The sequence below is a fragment of the Pararhizobium sp. A13 genome (genome assembly GCF_040126305.1).
Classification (GTDB): domain Bacteria; phylum Pseudomonadota; class Alphaproteobacteria; order Rhizobiales; family Rhizobiaceae; genus Pararhizobium.
In genome coordinates this window covers 792,822-811,463 of sequence record NZ_CP149511.1, presented here as the reverse complement: position 1 = coordinate 811,463, position 18,642 = coordinate 792,822, and the positions used below count along the sequence as shown (strand labels likewise).

The 18,642-nt window shown below is 59.3% G+C and carries 16 protein-coding genes; 7 read left to right on the top strand and 9 right to left on the bottom strand.

What is annotated here, in order from left to right:
• Positions 1-32 precede the first annotated feature (32 nt).
• The 6 genes from WI754_RS25400 to WI754_RS25375 form a co-directional block, all read right to left on the bottom strand.
• Positions 33-866: a carbohydrate ABC transporter permease gene (locus WI754_RS25400; protein WP_341486783.1), complete on the bottom strand. Its 834-nt coding sequence runs from the start codon at positions 864-866 to the stop codon at positions 33-35.
• Positions 863-1,777 (bottom strand): sugar ABC transporter permease, encoded by a 915-nt coding sequence (locus tag WI754_RS25395; RefSeq protein ID WP_341486782.1) that lies wholly within the window; start codon positions 1,775-1,777, stop codon positions 863-865. Before WI754_RS25395 ends, WI754_RS25400 begins: the two co-directional genes overlap by 4 nt.
• Positions 1,770-2,933 (bottom strand): ABC transporter ATP-binding protein, encoded by a 1,164-nt coding sequence (locus tag WI754_RS25390; RefSeq protein ID WP_341486781.1) that lies wholly within the window; start codon positions 2,931-2,933, stop codon positions 1,770-1,772. Before WI754_RS25390 ends, WI754_RS25395 begins: the two co-directional genes overlap by 8 nt.
• Positions 2,930-3,766 carry a metallophosphoesterase gene (locus WI754_RS25385; RefSeq protein ID WP_341486780.1) on the bottom strand — a complete coding sequence of 279 codons (837 nt, stop codon included), beginning with the start codon at positions 3,764-3,766 and terminating at the stop codon, positions 2,930-2,932. The genes WI754_RS25390 and WI754_RS25385 overlap by 4 nt, the downstream gene beginning before the upstream one ends.
• A 103-nt stretch (positions 3,767-3,869) precedes the next feature.
• The gene (locus tag WI754_RS25380; RefSeq protein WP_341486779.1) at positions 3,870-4,007 is read right to left on the bottom strand and encodes a hypothetical protein; all 138 of its coding nucleotides are present in this window, start codon (positions 4,005-4,007) and stop codon (positions 3,870-3,872) included.
• Positions 4,008-4,172: 165 nt separating this feature from the next.
• Complete coding sequence (locus tag WI754_RS25375; RefSeq protein ID WP_341486778.1) at positions 4,173-4,469, bottom strand: hypothetical protein; 297 nt, start codon at positions 4,467-4,469, stop codon at positions 4,173-4,175.
• 595 nt (positions 4,470-5,064) lie between these two features.
• On the opposite strand from WI754_RS25375, the gene WI754_RS25370 reads away from it, so the two are divergent.
• The 5 genes from WI754_RS25370 (at position 5,065) to WI754_RS25350 (ending at position 13,329) form a co-directional block, all read left to right on the top strand.
• A complete protein-coding gene (locus WI754_RS25370; protein ID WP_341486776.1) occupies positions 5,065-7,416 on the top strand; it encodes an ethanolamine ammonia-lyase in 2,352 nt (783 codons plus the stop codon).
• Between the two features lie 956 nt (positions 7,417-8,372).
• Positions 8,373-8,843, top strand: coding sequence for a histidine kinase (locus WI754_RS25365; protein WP_341486775.1), 471 nt, complete (start codon positions 8,373-8,375; stop codon positions 8,841-8,843).
• A gap of 427 nt (positions 8,844-9,270) precedes the next feature.
• A complete protein-coding gene (locus tag WI754_RS25360; protein WP_341486774.1) occupies positions 9,271-10,656 on the top strand; it encodes a DUF3300 domain-containing protein in 1,386 nt (461 codons plus the stop codon).
• Positions 10,657-10,673: 17 nt separating this feature from the next.
• Positions 10,674-11,624 (top strand): DUF2950 domain-containing protein, encoded by a 951-nt coding sequence (locus tag WI754_RS25355; RefSeq protein ID WP_341486773.1) that lies wholly within the window; start codon positions 10,674-10,676, stop codon positions 11,622-11,624.
• 250 nt (positions 11,625-11,874) lie between these two features.
• On the top strand, positions 11,875-13,329 hold the full coding sequence (locus tag WI754_RS25350) for an inorganic triphosphatase (protein WP_341486772.1): 1,455 nt from the start codon (positions 11,875-11,877) through the stop codon (positions 13,327-13,329).
• A gap of 188 nt (positions 13,330-13,517) precedes the next feature.
• On the opposite strand, the gene WI754_RS25345 is transcribed toward WI754_RS25350, so the two are convergent.
• From WI754_RS25345 to WI754_RS25335, 3 genes are all read right to left on the bottom strand, one after another.
• On the bottom strand, positions 13,518-14,696 hold the full coding sequence (locus tag WI754_RS25345; protein ID WP_341486771.1) for an acetate/propionate family kinase: 1,179 nt from the start codon (positions 14,694-14,696) through the stop codon (positions 13,518-13,520).
• 4 nt (positions 14,697-14,700) lie between these two features.
• Positions 14,701-15,657 (bottom strand): phosphate acetyltransferase, encoded by a 957-nt coding sequence (locus tag WI754_RS25340; RefSeq protein ID WP_341486770.1) that lies wholly within the window; start codon positions 15,655-15,657, stop codon positions 14,701-14,703.
• A 217-nt stretch (positions 15,658-15,874) separates the two neighbouring features.
• Complete coding sequence (locus WI754_RS25335) at positions 15,875-16,237, bottom strand: hypothetical protein (protein ID WP_341486769.1); 363 nt, start codon at positions 16,235-16,237, stop codon at positions 15,875-15,877.
• 565 nt (positions 16,238-16,802) lie between these two features.
• Here WI754_RS25335 and WI754_RS25330 point away from each other — a divergent pair.
• Together WI754_RS25330 and adhP are read left to right on the top strand one after the other, a co-directional pair.
• A complete protein-coding gene (locus WI754_RS25330; protein WP_341486768.1) occupies positions 16,803-17,486 on the top strand; it encodes a CBS domain-containing protein in 684 nt (227 codons plus the stop codon).
• Between the two features lie 72 nt (positions 17,487-17,558).
• Entirely contained in the window at positions 17,559-18,584 is a 1,026-nt protein-coding gene (gene adhP / locus WI754_RS25325) for an alcohol dehydrogenase AdhP (protein ID WP_341486767.1), read from the top strand.
• Positions 18,585-18,642 lie beyond the last annotated feature (58 nt).

The window sequence follows — 18,642 nt, the reverse complement described above, 5'->3', positions numbered from 1 at the left end:
TCTCCTTGAGTTACGGCTTGGGTTGCGACCGGTCAGCCTTTGAGACCGGTCATGGTGATACCCTCGACGAAGCGTTTCTGCGCGAGCAGGAAGGCAATCACGAGGGGAAGAGTGATGATGAGGGTGGCGGCCATCAGCGCGCCGTAGTCGTCGCCGGCCTCGGCCGCCCGGAAGAACAACAGGCCGAGAGGAGGCGTCGCGTAGGACTGGTTGGTGACGACGATCAGCGGCCAGAACAGGTCGTTCCAATGCGCGACCACCGAGAAGATGGCGAACGCGGTGACCGCCGGCCAGGCATTGGGCACGATCACCCGTGCGACGATGCCGGCCTCCGACATGCCATCGAGACGGGCGGCATGGATCAGGTCGTCCGGCATCGCACGGAAGAACTGCAGAAACAGGAAAATGCCGAACACCGAGATCGAGAATGGCGCAACCAGCGCTGTGTAGCTGTTGAGCAGCGACAGGTTGTCCAAGGCGACGTAGAGGGGCAGGGCGGTCGCGTGGATCGGTACCAGCAAGCCGAGCATCACCAGTGCCATCATGATACGCGCAGCACCGAATTTCAGCTTGGCCATGGCATAGGCGCAAGGTACCGCCACTGCCACCTGCAGCACCAGGATCAGCCCGCAGACAATGACCCCGTTCAACAGCAGGTTCGGCATCGACACCCGCATCAGGGCCTTCGTGAAATTGGCCACATAGGCCGAATGCTGCGGGATCAGCGACAGCGACGCGGAGAAGATTTCGCTCTGGTCCTTGCCGGCAGTCGAGATCATGAAAATGTAGGGCGCAAGGAACATCAGGGCGCCGAGCGACAGCAGAAATAGCCGGAACAAACGTCCAAGTGTCAGGGCCTGGGTCATGTGTAATGCACCTGCCGGTCGAGGAAGCGATACTGAAGGATCATCAGGACGACGAGGATGGCGAGAAACACCACCGTCATTGCCGAGGCGTAGCCGACCCTCAGGTAGACGAAGCCTTCCTGGTAGATGGTGAAGAGCAGCATTTCCGAGGCCTTGTTCGGCCCGCCTTCGGTGAGGGTCTTAACCGTCTCGAACACCTTGACCGAGTTGATGACACTGATCGTGCCGACAAAAAGCGTGGTCGGCCCGAGCATCGGCCAGGTGACCAGACGAAATCGGTCGATCGCGGATTTTGCCCCGTCGACTTCGGCTGCCGCATACAGTTCGCGTGGAATGGCAGTCAGACCGGCGAGAAACAGCACCATGTTGAAGCCGACCGATTGCCAGATGCCGATGATCGAAAGTCCGTAGACGACCGTGCTTGAGGCGCCCAGCCAGTTCGGGCCGGGAATGCCGAACAGCGCAAGGAAGCTATTGAGCGGGCCGATGCTCGGATGGAAGATGTATTGCCAGACAGTCGCCATGGCGACGAGCAACGAAGCGACGGGCAGAAAGTAGACCGTTCGGAAGAAGTCGCGACCGCGTGGTTCTGACTCGATCAGCAGCGCTATGCCAAGACCAAGCAGGATCGACACCGGCGTCACAATCGCCGTGTAGACGGCTGTGTTCCACAATGAACGGCGAAAGGTCCGGTCGCTGATCAGGTCGGCATAATTTTCCAGGCCGACGAAGCGGAAGCTGCCGTAGCCAAGTTCAAAATCGGTAAAGCCGAGAACGATCACGGCGAGGGTGGGAAGCACGATGAACAGCATCATCAGCACAATGGCGGGTGCAGCAAGCAGCCAGGCGATCTGCGCCTCGCGCCGCCCTGCCGTTTCAACCGCCGAAACCTGGAGGGCTATATCAGCCATGAACAGCCTCCCGCATGGCTGCGGACACTGGCGCGCACGCAACGCGACGGCCATCCTCGGCAAAGAGCATGATGCGCGAAGGATCCATGTGGAGACCGATCGCCTGTCCGGCGACAAGGCCGCGCGCTTCGGCGGGAGAGACCTTGGCGAGGACGGTCTCGCCGATGGCGGCCAGCTTGGCAAAGACGATGACTTCAGAGCCCAGGAACTCCAGACGCTCGACCCGGGCCGCGAGCGTGCCTTGGCCCTCGGCGCGGAACTGCACGAATTCCGGGCGGATGCCAAGCGTGACGTTCGCGGCGCCTGCCGGGGTTGCAGATGACGAAACGCGCAACGCGCCGAATTGAACGATGCCATGGGCGTCTTTCTTGCCCGGCAGCAGGTTGATGCGTGGCTGGCCGATGAAACGGGCGACCTCGACATGGCTCGGATCGTCATAGATCACCTGGGGGGCGGCCAGCTGCAGCAGATTGCCGCCGATCATCACCGCCACCCGGTCGGCCATCGACAGGGCCTCGGACTGATCGTGGGTGACATAGAGCGTCGGCACGCCGGCGCGGCGGTGCAGCTCGACGATCTCGCCGCGGGCGTGGACGCGCAGGTTGGCATCGAGGTTGGAGAGCGGTTCGTCCATGAGGAAGACGCTTGGATTGCGCACCATCGCGCGGGCAAGCGCAACGCGCTGACGCTGGCCGCCCGACATCTGGCCCGGCTTGCGATCGAGCAGGTGGTCGATCTTCAGAGACGCGGCGATGGCTGCGACCTGCCTCTGGATATCAGTGCAAATCTGGCGCTGGCCTGGCAGCAACGCGCCGACGAAGGGCAGCCGCTGCACGCCGGTCAGCTTGCGCATGGCAAGCGGCACGGCGATGTTCTGGCCGGCGCTGAGGTGCGGGTAGAGCGCGTAGGATTGGAACACCATCGCGATGTTGCGATCGGCAGCTCTCAGCTGCGACACGTCGCGATCTGCAATGCGGATTTCGCCGCCATCGGCATGATCGAGCCCGGCGACGATGCGCAGCAGCGTGCTCTTGCCGCAGCCGGACGGGCCGACCAGAGCGATGAACTCACCAGCTTCCGCCTCCAGCGACACACCCTTCAAAATGGCGTTTCCGGCAAAGGATTTGCGAATGTCACGCAGCGAAAAGACACTCATTGTGCCGCCTCCGCCGCCTGCTTTGAAACGGAACGCGGATAGACCTCGTGGATCACCTCGTCGATGAAATGCGCAGTGAGCTCAGGCAAGGCGACGATCTCGCTCGAAACATCCTCACTAAGCGTATGGATGACGGCGCCAACTACCCGTTCGCCCGGCATCTCCCGCTCCAGCGTACCGATGATGAAGGCCGACGAAGGCCCCCAGACGAGCGAGGTGTTTTCGAATGCGCCTTTCCAGGCCCAATGCAGATGGCCGCTCGCAAAAAGCGCCACATCATGTGCAGCGAACAGGTCGTAGAGGCGCCCGCGTGGAGCCGGACGGATGCTCCAGTAGCCCGTATCGCCTTCATGCGGATCATCGACGAAAAGCGGCTTGTGGGTGAAGATCGCCACCCGCCGGCCGTCGCGAGCCGACAGAATGTCTGAAAGCCAGGAAAACTGGGCCTCTTCCTCGGCATCGTCCTGGCCGAACAGCAGACTGTTCAGCCCGATCAATCGCCAGTTATCGTGATCCGATACCCAATAATCAGGTCCGACCAAGCGGCGCCACCGTTCCAGCCTTGCGGCATCCACAGGTTGGTCGGAGCCCGGCAGATGGCCGACATCGTGGTTCCCCGGCACGATCAGCATCGGTATGGGAAGTTGACGCATCACCTCCATCGAAAAGGCGATATCGTCTTCCTGGTCGGCACCATCAATCGTGAGATCGCCGGTATGAACGACAAGATCTGCACCCGTCCGGGTGATCCAGGCGGCAAGCGGTTCCCAGTTGCCGTTGAAATGCGCCTTGTTGGGGCTCAAATGAGTATCGGTGATCTGAATGATCTTCATGGTGCGTCCCTCCGCATCGGCTTCTGCAACCGCGCCAAAGAGTGACCCGGCGCTTTCGCAGCCTCTGTAGAGCCCGCACATGTCAGGCGATTGACCGGCGTTTTCAGATGATTTTCAGGTTTGTCACAGAGTCGTCAAAATAGACGGCAATCGGCGTACCCGGGACGGCCGCGATCAGACCTTGAACCCCGACGAGGGCGATCACCAAACTGTCCCATAAGGGCCAGATCTCTGTCGCCATCTCGCCTCCACGCATCGCGAAGGTCGAGGTTGGCTATCAGTGCGAGTTCAACGCGACAGCCGACAACGACAACAAGCCGAAGTGAGGAGCACCGTAGTGCCGAACGGCACGGTGAAGCGCCGCGGCGTGAGCCACGGCCGACGATCTAAATCAGGCTGCGACCACCTACGGCTCCTCCCATAGCTTTTGCGCAACCGCTCCGCCGAATGCCGGCAAGAACCCGAAGACCAGCAATCTTGCAGGGTCCGGTATCGCCAGTAGCGCAGTAAAGGCGAAAGCGAGAGCCAGGCCCACCACACATCCGACGGCGAACGGAGCATATTCGAGCAACTTCATGTTGGGTTCCACTCCGGCCTGGCCGATCTCGTCGGTCTCTTGCGGCAGGCAATCGAACCAGCCGATCTCGTCACCGTCGTTGTTGAGGATTTTCCCTGCCTCTTCACCCCTTCGATCCGATCGCAAGCTCCCGCAACGATCGCACGGTTTGCGCCACGCATTCCTCCATCAAAGGGGACACCACGCTGATCTCGATCGACAGCGCGATGATGTATCCGCCAGCGTCCTCATTCCCCGCCAAGTGTTCGACATGCATTGCTCCCGTGCTTCCCGATAAAAGCAAAGGTACTTCCAATGCTCAGAGTTGCAAACCGCCTGCTCTCGCCATATCCCACCGCCTCAAGCAATGGCACAATGGACCGGTGCGTCTGTCTGGGTGTATTCCCATGATCCAGCGCTGACGATTTTCAAACCAAGTGACAGCGCCTGTGTGCAAGGCTATCATGGACCTTGCCAGCTCCGGGAATTCTCCAGCGACCGCATCATTGCTGAGTACGCGGCCGGGATGCGAGGCGTTGACCCGTCCAATAGGCTGCAAACCCCGCCCAGCGTGACCTGGGCTTGGTACCCTTAGTCGTTGCAACGGCAAGACCAATCGACTTGCAAGAGGATTATGGAGTGACTCCAAGCGAGATCGCGGCGCGGGCATAGTCAACGTTCAAATCGCGTGTGTGCCGACAGGCAAGTGGCACGACGGATCTTCTGCAAAAAGGAAATCGCCATGATTAAGGGCTTGTCGTCGAAGGGACAGGGAGGGCTCTCCAGACGAGAGCTCCTCGTAATGGTGGGAACTGCCGCTGGCACCCTTGCAAGCTATAGCGATGCTGCCAAGGCGGCCGACCAAAGCACCATTGCGGTCGGGGAGGTCGGGCCGGGCGAGGACGTCTTTGCGTATATCCGCAGAATCAAAGGGGATTTTGATCAAACAGTTTACCGGCAGGTGGTCGGCGCTGCGAATGACTTCAAGGAGGGAGATCGGGCCATCGGAGTAGGGGCTGTGGATGAGGCAACACGGAAAAATGCCCGCGCCCTTCTGACAAACACGAAGATCAAAGATCTCTACCAGCACCCGCTGCTTGAGGACGGCCTCCAACAGTTGATCTGGCAGACCACGGACCAGGCCCAGTACGCAAAGGTCAAAGACTGGACCATGGGCCAGTTGAAGGAATTTCTCTTGGCTGAGTCAGAGGCCAGGATCAAAGGCATCATGAACGGCCTTACCAGCGACACGATCGGCTGTATCCCAAAACTGATGAGCAACGAAGAGCTCATCGCCCTTGGTCAGAAAATCTTCAATGTGCTGCCGGGTACCAAGATGGGGGCAAAGGGATACATGGGCGCTCGAATCCAGCCCAATTCTCCAACAGATCATCCCGAGGACGTGGTTTGGCAGGTTTTCGATGCGCTTTCCTATGCAACGGGCGACATCGTCATCGGGACCAATCCCGTGGACAGCACGGTCAAAAGCGTCGCCGAGGTTGAACGGGCGCTCAAGGACATCGTCGATACCTTCAAGTTGAACGAGGCGATTCCCTGGTGTGTGCTGGCCCATATCGATGTCCAGGCAGAGGTGAGCGAAAGCTATCCGGGAACGGTTGCCACGATGTTTCAGAGCCTTGCTGGAACAGATGACTGCAACAAGATCTTTGATATTACAATTGAGAAAATCCTGAAGTATGCAAGCGCGAAGAAGGGGGAAAGATATGGCCTCTACTTCGAAACGGGGCAGGGCTCCGAATTTACAAATGGCGCAGCAAACGGCGTCGATATGATGGTACTCGAGTCCCGAAAGTATGGCTTCAGCAGGGCGGTGGGCATAGAACTCGCAAAAGTGCAGCCCATGGGGGCGTGGCTTCATGTCAACGATGTTGCCGGATTCATTGGGCCGGAGGTCTTCAAGAGCCGCGAACAACTGGTGAGGTGCTGCCTCGAAGATATTGCCATGGGCAAACTCCATGGGCTGACCATCGGTCTGGATATCTGCACCACCCTGCACATGACGGTCAGCCTGGAAGATCTGGATTGGTGCCAGGACCAGATCATGCCGGCCAATCCTGTTTACCTGATAGCGCTGCCCACCAAAAGCGATCCGATGTTGAGCTATCTTACGACGTCGTTCCAGGATCACGTCCGGCTGAGAGAAAAATTCGGCTTCAAAGTCAATGATGTGATGTGGAATTTCTACAAACGGATCGGCATCGTTGATGAGAACAACCATTACACCAAGAACTATGGCGATCCGCTCTGGGTGTACTACCAGTACCGCCTTGCCAAGGGGGAAAAGCGTTCCAAGGACGCCGTCTACGCGGAAGGCCGGCAGAAGATGAAGGAAGTTGAAGAGAGAGGCGTCGACCTGGCTACCGGGCACGGCGAGAACATCTGGGATCCGAATCCAAAGCTCGCAGCCAAGGTCAAGGGTTTATACGATGATGCCAAGCAGTCTCTCTGGGCCGAGCTCACGCCCGAGTTCGTCGCCGCCATCCCTGATGTCGTGCCGGTCCGTACCTTATCGAAGGACCGCAACGACTACATCGCCCATCCAAGCACAGGTGAAACACTGAGCCCGGAGGCGATTGCCGAAATTGAAAGAATAAGGGACTCATGGGGGGACGACCTGCCCCAGGGCCAGATCGTCATATCCGATGGCCTGAACGCCAAGGCCATCATGGACGACGGACATCTTGCGCCCTACCTGGAGGAAATACGCAGCTTGCTTGCCGACGCCGGCGTCCCAATGAGCGACAAGAACATCCTGGTCACCAGCGGAAGGGTCCGGGTCGGCTATCGGATCGGCGAGGTGCTCTTCGAGAAAGCAGAGCCCAATAGTTTCCGAGGGATTCTCCACGTCATAGGTGAGCGGCCTGGAACAATGCACCACGCCTATTCGGTCTACATCACTGTTGCCAAGGGCAAGGGATGGTCTGAGAAGAAGATCGATCACGACATTACCAAGCTTGTGAGCAATGTTGCAGACACGGCCTTGCCGCCCAAGGACGCGGCCAGGGAAACATTGACGATTATCAGGGAAATCGTCGGGAAAGACGTGAATGGCAGCCGGCGGTACGGGACATAGGAACCAATGGCGCGGAAGGACATCCAATCGCTTCAACGACAGGCTCGAATGCGCCCACTTTGTCGCGGATGACAACCATCAGCGGCTGGGTTAAAAGCACTTTGGCAATGTTGAAAGCATCTCAGCTCAGAGCTGGGCCACTATGCGCGTACAGCATGCTGGTCGCGCCATTTGGCATCTCGCCACGCGAGGTGCGATAACAGTGTGTTGCTTCGTCGATATCGCGTGCGGTCTGGCCATGGCGCTGGCTTCCTCCGGGTTCGGCGGCAGACGATTGTTGACCTGCAGATCGCTGCCGCGAGCCTCTCGCGGTCGGCTGCTTCGCCATGGCTTGCCAGGCGTCGAGCGGATCGTATCCACTGAAGCTTTCGCGAATTCAACGACTTTCTAGCGGGGAGGGTGCTAGTAACACCCTCAGTGTCATACCTCGCTCCCCCCAGACACTTATCAGTCTGATTGCTTGAATCGGTCACGATGCTTGGGGATCTTGATGCTGCGCCCCAGTCGTCGAGTTGGGCGTTTATTCTTGCAATAGAAACGCCTTGGGAGCATGCTTCAACCCGCTTTCGTATGATCGTGGGAGGACGTGCGATGCAAACCTCCAGCACAAGAAGGTCCCTTGTCCACCGTGCGGGCGCGGTGGCTTTCACCTCTACGACTGCAAGCGTTCTTCCAAAGGTTGCGTGTGCCCATCACCATGTGCACGAAGTTCGGTATCGCGATGACCTTCGGTTGTGTAAGCACATTTACAATACACGTCGCCACATTTCGAGAGTGCGGGACGGCGTCGCTTCGATGCGGGACCTAGTCAGGATCTGATTGCGAGCAAGATGCGTTGAACGGGAGGGATGGGTATCGCCCTCCGCGGCGATCCACTCGTGCAATACCGAAATTACACAAACCGCGGACGCGATCACATATTTCTTGGTCTTCTTGACTTGAAGTGGAGCAACGAGATGCCGGAAAAAAAAGACATAGATCCGAATGCAGCGCCTCCAAGTGCCAAAGACTTGCGAATGCAGCTTCTCCAGCGGGAAATGGAGGAAATGGAGAAAGAGCGAAAGCTCAAGGCATTAGATGAGAAGAAACACGCTGATTTTGCTGGGGACTTTCTGGAGAAGCATGTGAGTGAAGAGGAAATTGCGGTTGTCCGCAGGCTTGTTGCCAATGCGGTGAAGGACGGCAAGTTCGAAGCCATGGTCTACAGTTTTCCTTCAGATCTTTGCACCGACAGCGGTAGAGCCATCAACAGCAGCGACAAGGACTGGCCCCAGACACTTCAGGGCAAGGCTAAGGAGTTCTTCGAGCGTTACCAGACATTCGGTAAGCCTCAAGGCTACAAGATGAAGGCGATGATCATCAACTTCCCTGGTGGCGTGCCAGGTGACGTGGGGTTCTTCCTGAACTGGGCCCCAGACGAAGCTTGAGTGCTCGAGGCCACCTCGGGCTGGTGCCGATTGCGTACTAGAACGGGAAGTTGCCGACACGCGGGAAGGATCGAATAATGGGTCAGGTTCCAAAAAATCAGGCGGCGATCACTGCTTTCTCTGTGGCGTCGGCAACACCAGTGCCCGCAGATGACTATTTTGAACGCAGCGACATCAACCGGCGCCCCATTGATGGAGAGCGCCAGCCCATTGACACCTGCCTCCTCAAACGCAGAGCTGCGGCAAGACCGGATCCCGGCGCTACAGGGACCGTGACGAAGTCCGTGCCCACACAGGCCAACAAGCGCAAACCGTGGTCTGAGGCAGGGCAATGGGCCGGCGGCCGTCGCCCACCCTACTCGAGTATGGGGAATTGTGGCCCTGAGAGCTTGTCTTGGCCGAAGTGCTTCACCTTAGGGGAAAGAAAATGTTGATAGAGCGGATCGTTGTGCTCTGCCGCGCCGCGGTGATCACTCTAGCCATGCTTGCAACAAGCGGTGTCGCGCTAGCGCAGGAAAAGGAAGCTTCTGTCCCGCTCACGCAGGAGCGTGCTACCCCCGAACCGCTCACCGAGGACGAGTTGGAGGTTCTAGTTTCCCGCATCGCGCTTTATCCGGACGAACTGGTGGCGCTGGTCTCGGCCGCCTCGCTCTATCCCTTGCAAATCGTCGAGGCGGAGCGGTTTCTCAAGGCGCGCTCGAAAAAAACTGATCTCAAGCCCAAGGAAAGCTGGGATGGCAGCGTGATCTCGCTGTTGAACTACCCGGAAATCGTCAAGATGATGAGCGAGGATCTCGATTGGACGCAGAGCTTTGGCCAAGCAATCGCCAATCAGCAAAAGGACGTGCTGATCGAAATCCAGCAATTGCGCGACGAGGCGGTCGCCAAGAACATCATCAAGTCGGATGACAAGATGAAGGTGGTCGAAGAGGGTGACAACATCATCATCCAGCCGGCGAACCCTGAAACGATCTATGTTCCTCAGTATCCGCCGGAGATGCTCTACGAACCGGATTATGTGCCAGCGCCGATCGATTATTACGATGAGCCCTATCCCGCCTATTATTACCCCGGAGCGGCCTTCTTCGCCGGCGCGGTCAGCGGCGCGATCTTCGGCGCCATTGTCGACTGGGACGACTGGGGTATCTGGGGTGGCGACTGGGACGGCGACATCGATGTAGACTGCGACAAGTGCTTCAACAACATCGACTTCGACGGCAAGATCAAGTGGAACGACATCGATTGGAAGAATGTCGACCGTAGCAAGCTCAAGTTCGACCGCGACCAGTTGCAGAAGTTCGACCGCACGAACATCAAGGATAGCATCAAGGCGAGGGGCGACAACAATATCCGCAACCGCGCTGCCGCGATCAATCGCGATCGGCCGCAGGCGCGCGCCGGCGGCGGTGGCGGCCAGATCAAGGACGTACGCAAGAGCACGCTCGAAGGACTGAAGGCCCAGCCTCGGCCAGCCGCCCGCGCCAGCGATGGGAGAACGGTGGCGAAAGCGAAACCCAATGTGTCGAAGTCCAATGTCAACCGTTCCAAGGGCAAGAAGCCCAACGTCAATCGACCAGCCGGCAAGCAGAAGATGGCAGCCAAGGCGCAGAACCGCTCTAGAAAACCGTCCGGCCTCGGCAACGTCAACTCCGGGCGGCGGGAAGTGGCGTCGTCGAGACGTGGTGGCCACAGCATGGGCGGCGGCCATCGCGGCGGCGGGCGCAGCCATGTAAGCCGCGGCGGCGGCGGGCGGCCGATGGCCCGCGGCGGCGGAGGGCGTGGCGGTGGGGGCCGTGGCGGCGGCAGGCGTTGAGCGACGGGAGCACAATGATGACCAAACTCATTCACACTCTTCTCATGGGATCGGCGATCTCGCTCACACTCGCCGTTGCACCGCTTCCTGGCGCTCATGCACAGGCACCGGGTCCGGCGAGCATCGATGCCTATGCCGCGGCGGAAGACTCTCCGGCGTTCGACGATCCCTCGAAGGCGGTGGAGGCCTTCAAGTCGGCGCTTGCCGCCAATGACTTCGACGGTCTGGCACGGCTTTTGGGCCTGGACGCCATGAAGCTCAAGGCAGGCGAGGGGGCGATGGAAACCTTCGCGCTCATTCGCGAAGGGGCTTCCCGCAACGTCATCGTGCGCGATCTCGACGAGAGCAAGATCATCGAGATCGGCGACCGCCTCTGGCCCCTGCCGTTTCCGCTCACCAAGGGCGAGGACGGCAAATGGGCGTTCGACACCTATGTAGGGCTGGAAGAGATCGTCAATCGCCGTGTCGGCGAGAATGAGCTCGAGGCGATTGAGACGGCGCGCGCCTATGTCGAGGCACAGAAGGACTATGCCGCCACGGATCGAGACGCGGACGGCGTCTTCGAGTTTGCGCAAAAGCTGATCAGCAGCCCGGCTCAGACCGACGGCCTCTACTGGCCGGCGGATCAGGGCGACGGCGAGAGCCCGGTCGGCGACTCGATCAGCGAGGCCGCCCTGGAGGAGGCCAAGGCCGGCGAGGGCTATTTCGGTTACCGATACCGCATACTGACCTCGCAGGGCGACAACATTGCCGGGGGCAGATACGACTATGTCATCAACGGCAACATGATCGCCGGATTCGCGCTGATCGCCTGGCCGGTCAAATATGCCGAGACTGGTGTCAAGACATTCGTCGTCAATCAGCAGGGTATCGTCTACGAACGGGACCTCGGCCCGAGCACCGAGGCGATCGTGCCCTTCATCGACCGCTTCGACCCGGACGACAAGTGGACTGTGGCAACGGATTAGCTTGAAGCATCGCTGGGTCCAGCCGCGGGAAAACGGCTTTGGACAATTGCGCGGATGACATCGATGACACCGGACTGAAGGAAAGTGAACATCGACGATCTCGACCACGATGACGACGATGATCCCAAGACCCGGGCGCCTTTAGTCGCCGACATCAGACGCAGGCGTAGGCTTTGCGCCCGGAAGAGCTGTCGGCCCGAGTGCGGCAACTTCCTCCGGACGCACACGTCGGGAAGGAGCAATTGACGACATGGTCCAAGAGGTGGAACTGAAACTCGAGCTTTCGCATTCAGGCGCGACGTCGATCCTGAAGCGAGGTCCGTTTGAATCGCCTCCTACGGTTCTTCACCAGAGGTCCATGTATTTCGATACGGCTGAATGGGATCTGGCCAAGCACGGCTATTCATTGCGCATCCGTCAATCGGGAAATGAAAGGATGCAGACCATCAAGGCCACGGATGGGGTTTCCGCCGGCTCATTCACCCGCAACGAATGGGAGCGGCCGGTCGCAAGCAGTCTGCCGGTTCTCGACGAGACACCGATCCGATCCTTGCTCGACCGGACTGATCACAAGCTCGAGGCTTTGTTCGAGGTCGACATCAAGCGGCATCTTTGGAACGTGACGGAAGGCGATGCTGCGATCGAAGTCGCTCTGGACATGGGCAAGATCGTCGCAGGCGATCGAGATACGGCGGTCTGCGAGATTGAGTTCGAGCACAAGGCGGGTCCCCCAGGTGCGCTGTTCGCGCTCGGTCGGAAAGTCGACCTGACGACGCCTGCCCACATTGGCGTGTTGAGCAACGCGGAACGGGGATATCGGCTGCTTGGCCCCGTGCAGGACGCGGTGAAGGCGAGCATCCTTCCGCTCAAGCCCGACATGGATGCCGGTACGGCCTTTGCGCACATAGCGGCCGCATGCCTAAAACAGTTCCGCGTCAATGAGATGATATTGCGTACCGCCCGACATGCGGAAGCCCTGCATCAGGCCCGCGTATCTCTGCGGCGCCTCCGGTCGCTTTTTTCGATTTGCAGATCCATGTTCCAGGACAGGCGTTTCGAGCATCTGAGGGACGAGCTGCGATGGCTGGCGTCGGAACTTGGCGACGCGCGCAGCATCGATGTCATGCTCGGTCGGGCAAAGGTTGAGACGCTTTCCAGTCGCCTGCAGGAGGCGCGCGATCATGCCTATGGTGCCGCAGAGACGGCGCTCTCGTCGGCGCGCGCCCGCGCATTGATGCTCGATGTCGCCGAATGGATTTCGGTCAGAGACTGGCGGAGCGATCCACCGGGTGAAGGCGTTCGCCAGCAAGCGACGAAGGACTTTGCGTCCGGTGCGCTTGGCAGGCTTCGCAAGAAGGTCACAAGGCGCGGTGACAATCTTATCGGCGCCGACGACGAGGCCCGACACGAGCTGCGAAAGACCGCGAAAAAACTCCGTTACGCTGCGGAGTTCTTCGCACCGCTCTTTCACGGCGATACTGAGGCTAAACGCCATCGGCGTTTCATTGCCGCGATGGAGGAACTGCAGGAACAGCTCGGCCTCCTCAATGATCTGGTTACGACCCCCGTCGTGCTGGCGAAATTCGGTCTTACCGGGGCCACAGGGACGGAGGCTCTCTTTGGTGCTGCGGACAAGTCGAAACTTTTGCGGCGCGCCGCAAAGGCGCACGATGTGTTCGTTGAAGCTAGGCGCTTCTGGCGCTGACGACGCGGACATTACGCTTGTCCGGTCGCGCTTTCCGTTCAGGCGAGAATACAGCAACATCCTGAGGGCTGCGACAGTCTGCGATCAAGTCCCTTTGTACGCCTGGATGAAGGGAAGCCGAACCAGCCGCAGAAGCTTTGCATCGACGAGGGGAGTGGACACGGGATGCATCTCCTTTGAAGTCGGCCTTAAAGAGTTCCGATGAGCGCCAGGGTGTGGCGCGCGATCATCAGTTCCTCATCAGTAGGCAGGATATGAAGCGACACACGGCTCGTCGCCGTAGAGATCGTCATCGCGCCCGCTTCATTGACCGCGGGGTCGCATTCAACCCCCAGCCAAACAAGCCGCTCGGCGATGCGGGCACGGATGGGCGCTGAATTCTCTCCGACCCCGGCCGTGAACACGAATGCATCAAGACCGCCGAGTGCTGCCGCAAGCATGCCCGCGTTGAGCGCGCAGCGATGGACGAAGTGATCGATGGCGAGGGCCGCGCGCGGATCGTCGCTGGCAAGAAGGTCGCGCATGTCGCCGGAAATGCCGGAAAGCCCTTTGAGACCGGAACTCCTGTACAGAAGGTCCGTCACCTCGCCAGAGCTCATGCCCTTCTGGTCGATGAGGTACAGCACGACACCGGGATCCATCTGTCCCGGCCGTGTGCCCATCGGCAGGCCGTCGAGCGCGGTGAAGCCCATCGTGGTTTCGACGCTGCGGCCGTCGTGCAGGGCGCACATCGAAGCACCACTGCCGAGATGGGCGACGATGACACGGCCACGCGCGACATCCGGCGCCGTCTCGACCAGCCGCTCGGCAATATATTCGTAGGACAGGCCATGAAAACCGTAACGTCGCACGCCCTCGTCGTAGAAGGACTGTGGCAGGGCGTAGCAGTCCGCGTGCGCGGCGTGGCCGCGGTGGAAGGCGGTATCGAAACAGGCGACCTGCGGTACGTCCGGATTGATCTCCATGGCAAGGCGGATCGGCGCGAGGTTGTTGGGCTGGTGCAGGGGCGCAAGGTCCTGAAAGGTGGACAGCCTGTCCAGTACCCCGGGACCGATCAGGACTGGCTTGGTATAGTCCGGACCGCCGTGGACAACACGGTGGCCGATGGCCTTGAGCACGAAGCCTTCGAGGGTCTGAACCCAGGCGCGTGTTTCAGCAATAGCGGCCGGCAGGTCGCCCACGACTTGCGGTTCATAGCTGCGATCGACAAGGACTGCTCCGTCGACAGCGGTTGCGCGCAGTCGTGGACGGGTCCCGATGCCGTCGATCTGGCCGCGAATGCGGCGCTCAATACCCGCCCCGACGATCTCGAAGAACTGGAACTTCAGGCTGGACGAGCCGGCATTGACGACGAGGATCGCATCCATTGACTTAGGCCACCACCGGAATTGCTTGCCGTCGGGCGGTGGCATAGAGCGTGGCGACAGCGCAGGAAGCCAGGCGGCTTCGAACGGAATCCGCCCGCGAAGTGAGGACGATCGGAACGCGCGCGCCGAGCACGATACCTGCGGCATCGGCATGGGAGAGGAAAGTCAGGTTCTTGGCGAGCATGTTGCCGGCCTCGAGATCAGGCACGACCAGGATCTGTGCGCGGCCCGCCACCGGCGAGGTGAGACCTTTGATGCGGGCAGCCTCCGGGCTTATCGCATTGTCGAAGGCAAGCGGTCCGTCGAGCAAGCCACCGGTGATCTGGCCACGCTCCGCCATCTTGCACAGAGCTGCCGCTTCAATGGTCGATGGTATCTTGGTCGTCACCGTCTCGACCGCCGAGACAATCGCCACGCGCGGTTCGCCGAGACCGACCGAGACCCAGAGATCGATCGCGTTCTGCACGATGTCGCGTTTGACATCCAAGTCGGGAAAGATGTTGATCGCCGCATCGGTGATAAACAAGGTTTCCGGATGACCGGGCACGTCCATGACGAAGACATGGCTGATGCGGCGTTCAGTGCGAAGGCCTGTGGTCGAGGCCGTGACCTCGCGCATCAATTCGTCCGTATGCAGACTGCCCTTCATCAGAAGTTCGCCCTTTCCCTCTCGGACCAGAGCGACTGCCTTTGCCGCGGCAGCGTGGCTATGCGGCGCGTCGACGATCTCGTGCGCTTTGAGATCAAGGCTGTTTTCCGCAGCTACGTTGCGGATTTTTGCCTCGGGTCCAACCAGAACAGGAACGATCAGACCGTTCTCGGCTGCTTCGAGCACACCGCGCAGCGAGGTTTCATCGCAAGGATGGGCGACGATGGTGACTGCGCAAGGGACCTTTTGCGCAGCCGCAATCAGGCGGTCGTATTTTGTCGGTTCGGGCGTCGTCGGGGTCGCGTCAGACAATGGAAAACTCCTGCGGGTCTTGATCGGGATGCGCACCGTGTGCGGGTGACGGGGCGGGCAGGTATGGGCACCGCTTCGTCGCCCACATCTCCGTTCCCAGGATCGAAAAGCTCTGCCACGTGCTGGAACTGCCCGGCGGCGGCACCGTTCAACGTCCCCGATGCATCGAGCACACCGCCATCATGGCTTGAGCCAAAAACTGGTGGAGTGCAAATGACTAGCGCCTCAGATCGTGGGCTTGCCCCGACGCCCGTAGTTGCTCAAGTGTTTTACCCAAACAACTTCCCCCGATTGGTTCGCCCAATGTTTTAGCAGTCCCGCCTACAGATATCGTTCCCGCAAGCCTGCTTGGGTTGATGTAGGTAGCCACGCCATCCGAATCCAGTTTCGAAAAATAAAACGCATGGTGCATGCCCTTATATTCACAGCTTATCAGAAATGGGAAATCCTCCAATGGCTCGCTTGCATAGGTTTCCGAAATGGCACTAAACTGAAGCAGAAAAACAATTGTTACAGATATCGCAAGATACATTTTCGCAGAAATATTTGACGTTATTCGGAGAATAGATAGATAGACCATTGATCTAAGACTCCTTTTGATTGAAACGTCCCTTCGACGGGCCGACGTGCTTGCGCATCGTTCGCCGCGATCTGCTTTGTCGCAACGGCGAGGTGCCTGGACATGAACGCATGCTCAAGCGTGAGACGCCGACATGCCCCAAAGCACCCGGAAGAGTTGCATACCGCTTGCAATCAGATCCTGATTAGGTCCCGCATCGAAGCGACGCCGTCCAACGCCCGCGATATGTGGTCCCGCGTAAGGCTGGCGGTCGTAGAAACGAGAGCCACGGTACCCGCGCAATGGATGAGGGACCTTCTTGTGATGGAGGTTTGCGTCGCATCTCTCCCACGATCTTACGAAAGCGCGTCCAAGACTGCTCCCAGTGCGTTTGTATTGCAAGCGTAAACGCCCAGAACATCGACGACCGCCACCAATGGTCGCCGTATACGGACTATGCAGCTGGACTTTGCCCCGGGCAAATAAGGACGCCCGCGGTCGTCAGTTGGTTGTCGAATTGTCACAACAGGTTTAATGTCGCAGGGCAGAGGTCGGTGCTGAAATCCATAGAGGAGTTGGAACCGAGATGCTCGCAAAAGATGTAATGACAACGAAGATTGTCAAAGTATCACCCAACAACAGTGTCAGGCAGGCATGCAAGATCATGCTGGACAATCACGTCAGCGGCATTCCGGTCGTTGACGACGACGGACATCTCCTCGGTATCATCAGTGAAGGAGATCTGATCCGCAGAACGGAACTAGGCGGCGGAGTGTTCGCGCCCACCGAGACCGCGATGCCTGCCGAAGCGAGAGCCGACGCCTATGTGAAACGCAGCTCATGGAAGGTCGGCGACACAATGTCTCGTGATCCCGTGACAATCGATGAGGAAACGTCACTTACACGCGTTGCGCAACTCATGCAGGAGCACGGCATAAAGCGCGTTCCCGTCATGAGAGCCGGTGAACTGATCGGCATCGTTGGCCGGGCGGACCTGCTCCAGGCAATTCTAGCGGCCAAACAGGATGAAACGGCGGCAGGCGATGAGGGCATTCAGCGCAGCATCGCGACCCGGCTCGGAGAGAACACCGGTCTGGAAGGCCTCGACGTGAAAGTGACCGTTGCTGACGGCACCGTGCATCTGTGGGGCAATGTCGAGACTGCAGAATGCAGGAGGGCCGCGCGCGTCGTCGCAGAAAGCGTTCGCGGCGTCAGAGGTGTTGTCGAGCACTTTTCGCAATCTTGTCCGGAAGGCGGAACAGGTAACTGAGCACCATTTCCCGGCTCGGGGCGGTTTCGCGCACGCAGTGCATTACTTTGCACGAACGGAGGGAGCCAACTCATGGCACAAAGAATGAAAGCGGCTGTTGTCCGAGCCTTCCGGGCACCACTCGTCATAGAGGACTTGGCGGTTCCAAGTCCGAAGGACGGACAGATCGTCGTGAAGTATGAGGCGACCGGCGTCTGTCATACGGATCTTCATGCGGCGAGCGGAGACTGGCCGGTGAAGCCCACTCCGCCCTTCGTACCAGGACATGAGGGGGTCGGGTTCGTCTCTGCAGTGGGAGCAGGCGTAAAAAGGGTAAAGGAAGGTGATCGCGTTGGCGTGCCCTGGCTGCACAGCGCTTGTGGTTACTGCCCCTATTGCCGAACCGGTTGGGAAACGTTGTGCGCATCACAGTCAAACACCGGCTACTCCGTAAATGGGACCTTCGCGCAGTTCGGTCTTGCTGATCCTGATTTCGTCGCCCGCTTGCCAGACAGCCTTGACTTCGGACCGGCGGCTCCGGTGCTATGCGCTGGCGTCACTGTCTATAAAGGGTTGAAAGAAACCGAGGTTCGCCCTGGCGAGTGGGTTGCCGTTTCCGGGGTGGGCGGTCTAGGTCACATGGCCATTCAGTACGCCAAGGCGATGGGTATGCACGTGGTCGCCGCAGACATATTCGAAGACAAGCTGGCGTTAGCGAAAAAACTTGGCGCCGACATCACCGTCAACGGCAAGGAAAAGGATGCGATCGAGCAGGTCCACAGGGCCACGGGCGGGGTACATGGGGCACTTGTCACGGCGGTTTCCCCGACGGCGATGGAGCAAGCCTTCGGGTTCATGCGTTCGAAGGGAACGATGGCTCTCGTCGGCCTTCCGCCCGGAAAAATATCGCTGCCTGTTTTCGAGACTGTGCTGAAACGCATCACCGTACGCGGCTCAATCGTGGGAACGCGTCAGGACCTCGAGGAATCTGTGCAGTTTGCGGCAGAAGGCAAGGTTGTTCCTCATTTCTCCTGGGACGAGCTGGAAAACGTCAATGATATCTTTCACCGGATGGAGGAAGGGAAGATTGACGGTCGAATTGTTATGAGATTGCAATAAGATACGGCCGAAATCTCCGGCTTTGGATCAGTTGATGTAACACCGACTTCACTAGGAG

Excerpts from the sequence above, each read along its gene's own strand:
- WI754_RS25400 (WP_341486783.1), bottom strand. The coding sequence starts at position 866 with ATGACCCAGGCCCTGACACTTGGACGTTTGTTCCGGCTATTTCTGCTG.
- WI754_RS25395 (WP_341486782.1), bottom strand. The coding sequence starts at position 1,777 with ATGGCTGATATAGCCCTCCAGGTTTCGGCGGTTGAAACGGCAGGGCGG.
- WI754_RS25390 (WP_341486781.1), bottom strand. The coding sequence starts at position 2,933 with ATGAGTGTCTTTTCGCTGCGTGACATTCGCAAATCCTTTGCCGGAAAC.
- WI754_RS25385 (WP_341486780.1), bottom strand. The coding sequence starts at position 3,766 with ATGAAGATCATTCAGATCACCGATACTCATTTGAGCCCCAACAAGGCG.
- WI754_RS25380 (WP_341486779.1), bottom strand. The coding sequence starts at position 4,007 with ATGGCGACAGAGATCTGGCCCTTATGGGACAGTTTGGTGATCGCCCTC.
- WI754_RS25370 (WP_341486776.1), top strand. The coding sequence starts at position 5,065 with ATGATTAAGGGCTTGTCGTCGAAGGGACAGGGAGGGCTCTCCAGACGA.
- WI754_RS25365 (WP_341486775.1), top strand. The coding sequence starts at position 8,373 with ATGCCGGAAAAAAAAGACATAGATCCGAATGCAGCGCCTCCAAGTGCC.
- WI754_RS25360 (WP_341486774.1), top strand. The coding sequence starts at position 9,271 with ATGTTGATAGAGCGGATCGTTGTGCTCTGCCGCGCCGCGGTGATCACT.
- WI754_RS25355 (WP_341486773.1), top strand. The coding sequence starts at position 10,674 with ATGACCAAACTCATTCACACTCTTCTCATGGGATCGGCGATCTCGCTC.
- WI754_RS25350 (WP_341486772.1), top strand. The coding sequence starts at position 11,875 with ATGGTCCAAGAGGTGGAACTGAAACTCGAGCTTTCGCATTCAGGCGCG.
- WI754_RS25345 (WP_341486771.1), bottom strand. The coding sequence starts at position 14,696 with ATGGATGCGATCCTCGTCGTCAATGCCGGCTCGTCCAGCCTGAAGTTC.
- WI754_RS25335 (WP_341486769.1), bottom strand. The coding sequence starts at position 16,237 with ATGGTCTATCTATCTATTCTCCGAATAACGTCAAATATTTCTGCGAAA.
- WI754_RS25330 (WP_341486768.1), top strand. The coding sequence starts at position 16,803 with ATGCTCGCAAAAGATGTAATGACAACGAAGATTGTCAAAGTATCACCC.
- adhP (WP_341486767.1), top strand. The coding sequence starts at position 17,559 with ATGGCACAAAGAATGAAAGCGGCTGTTGTCCGAGCCTTCCGGGCACCA.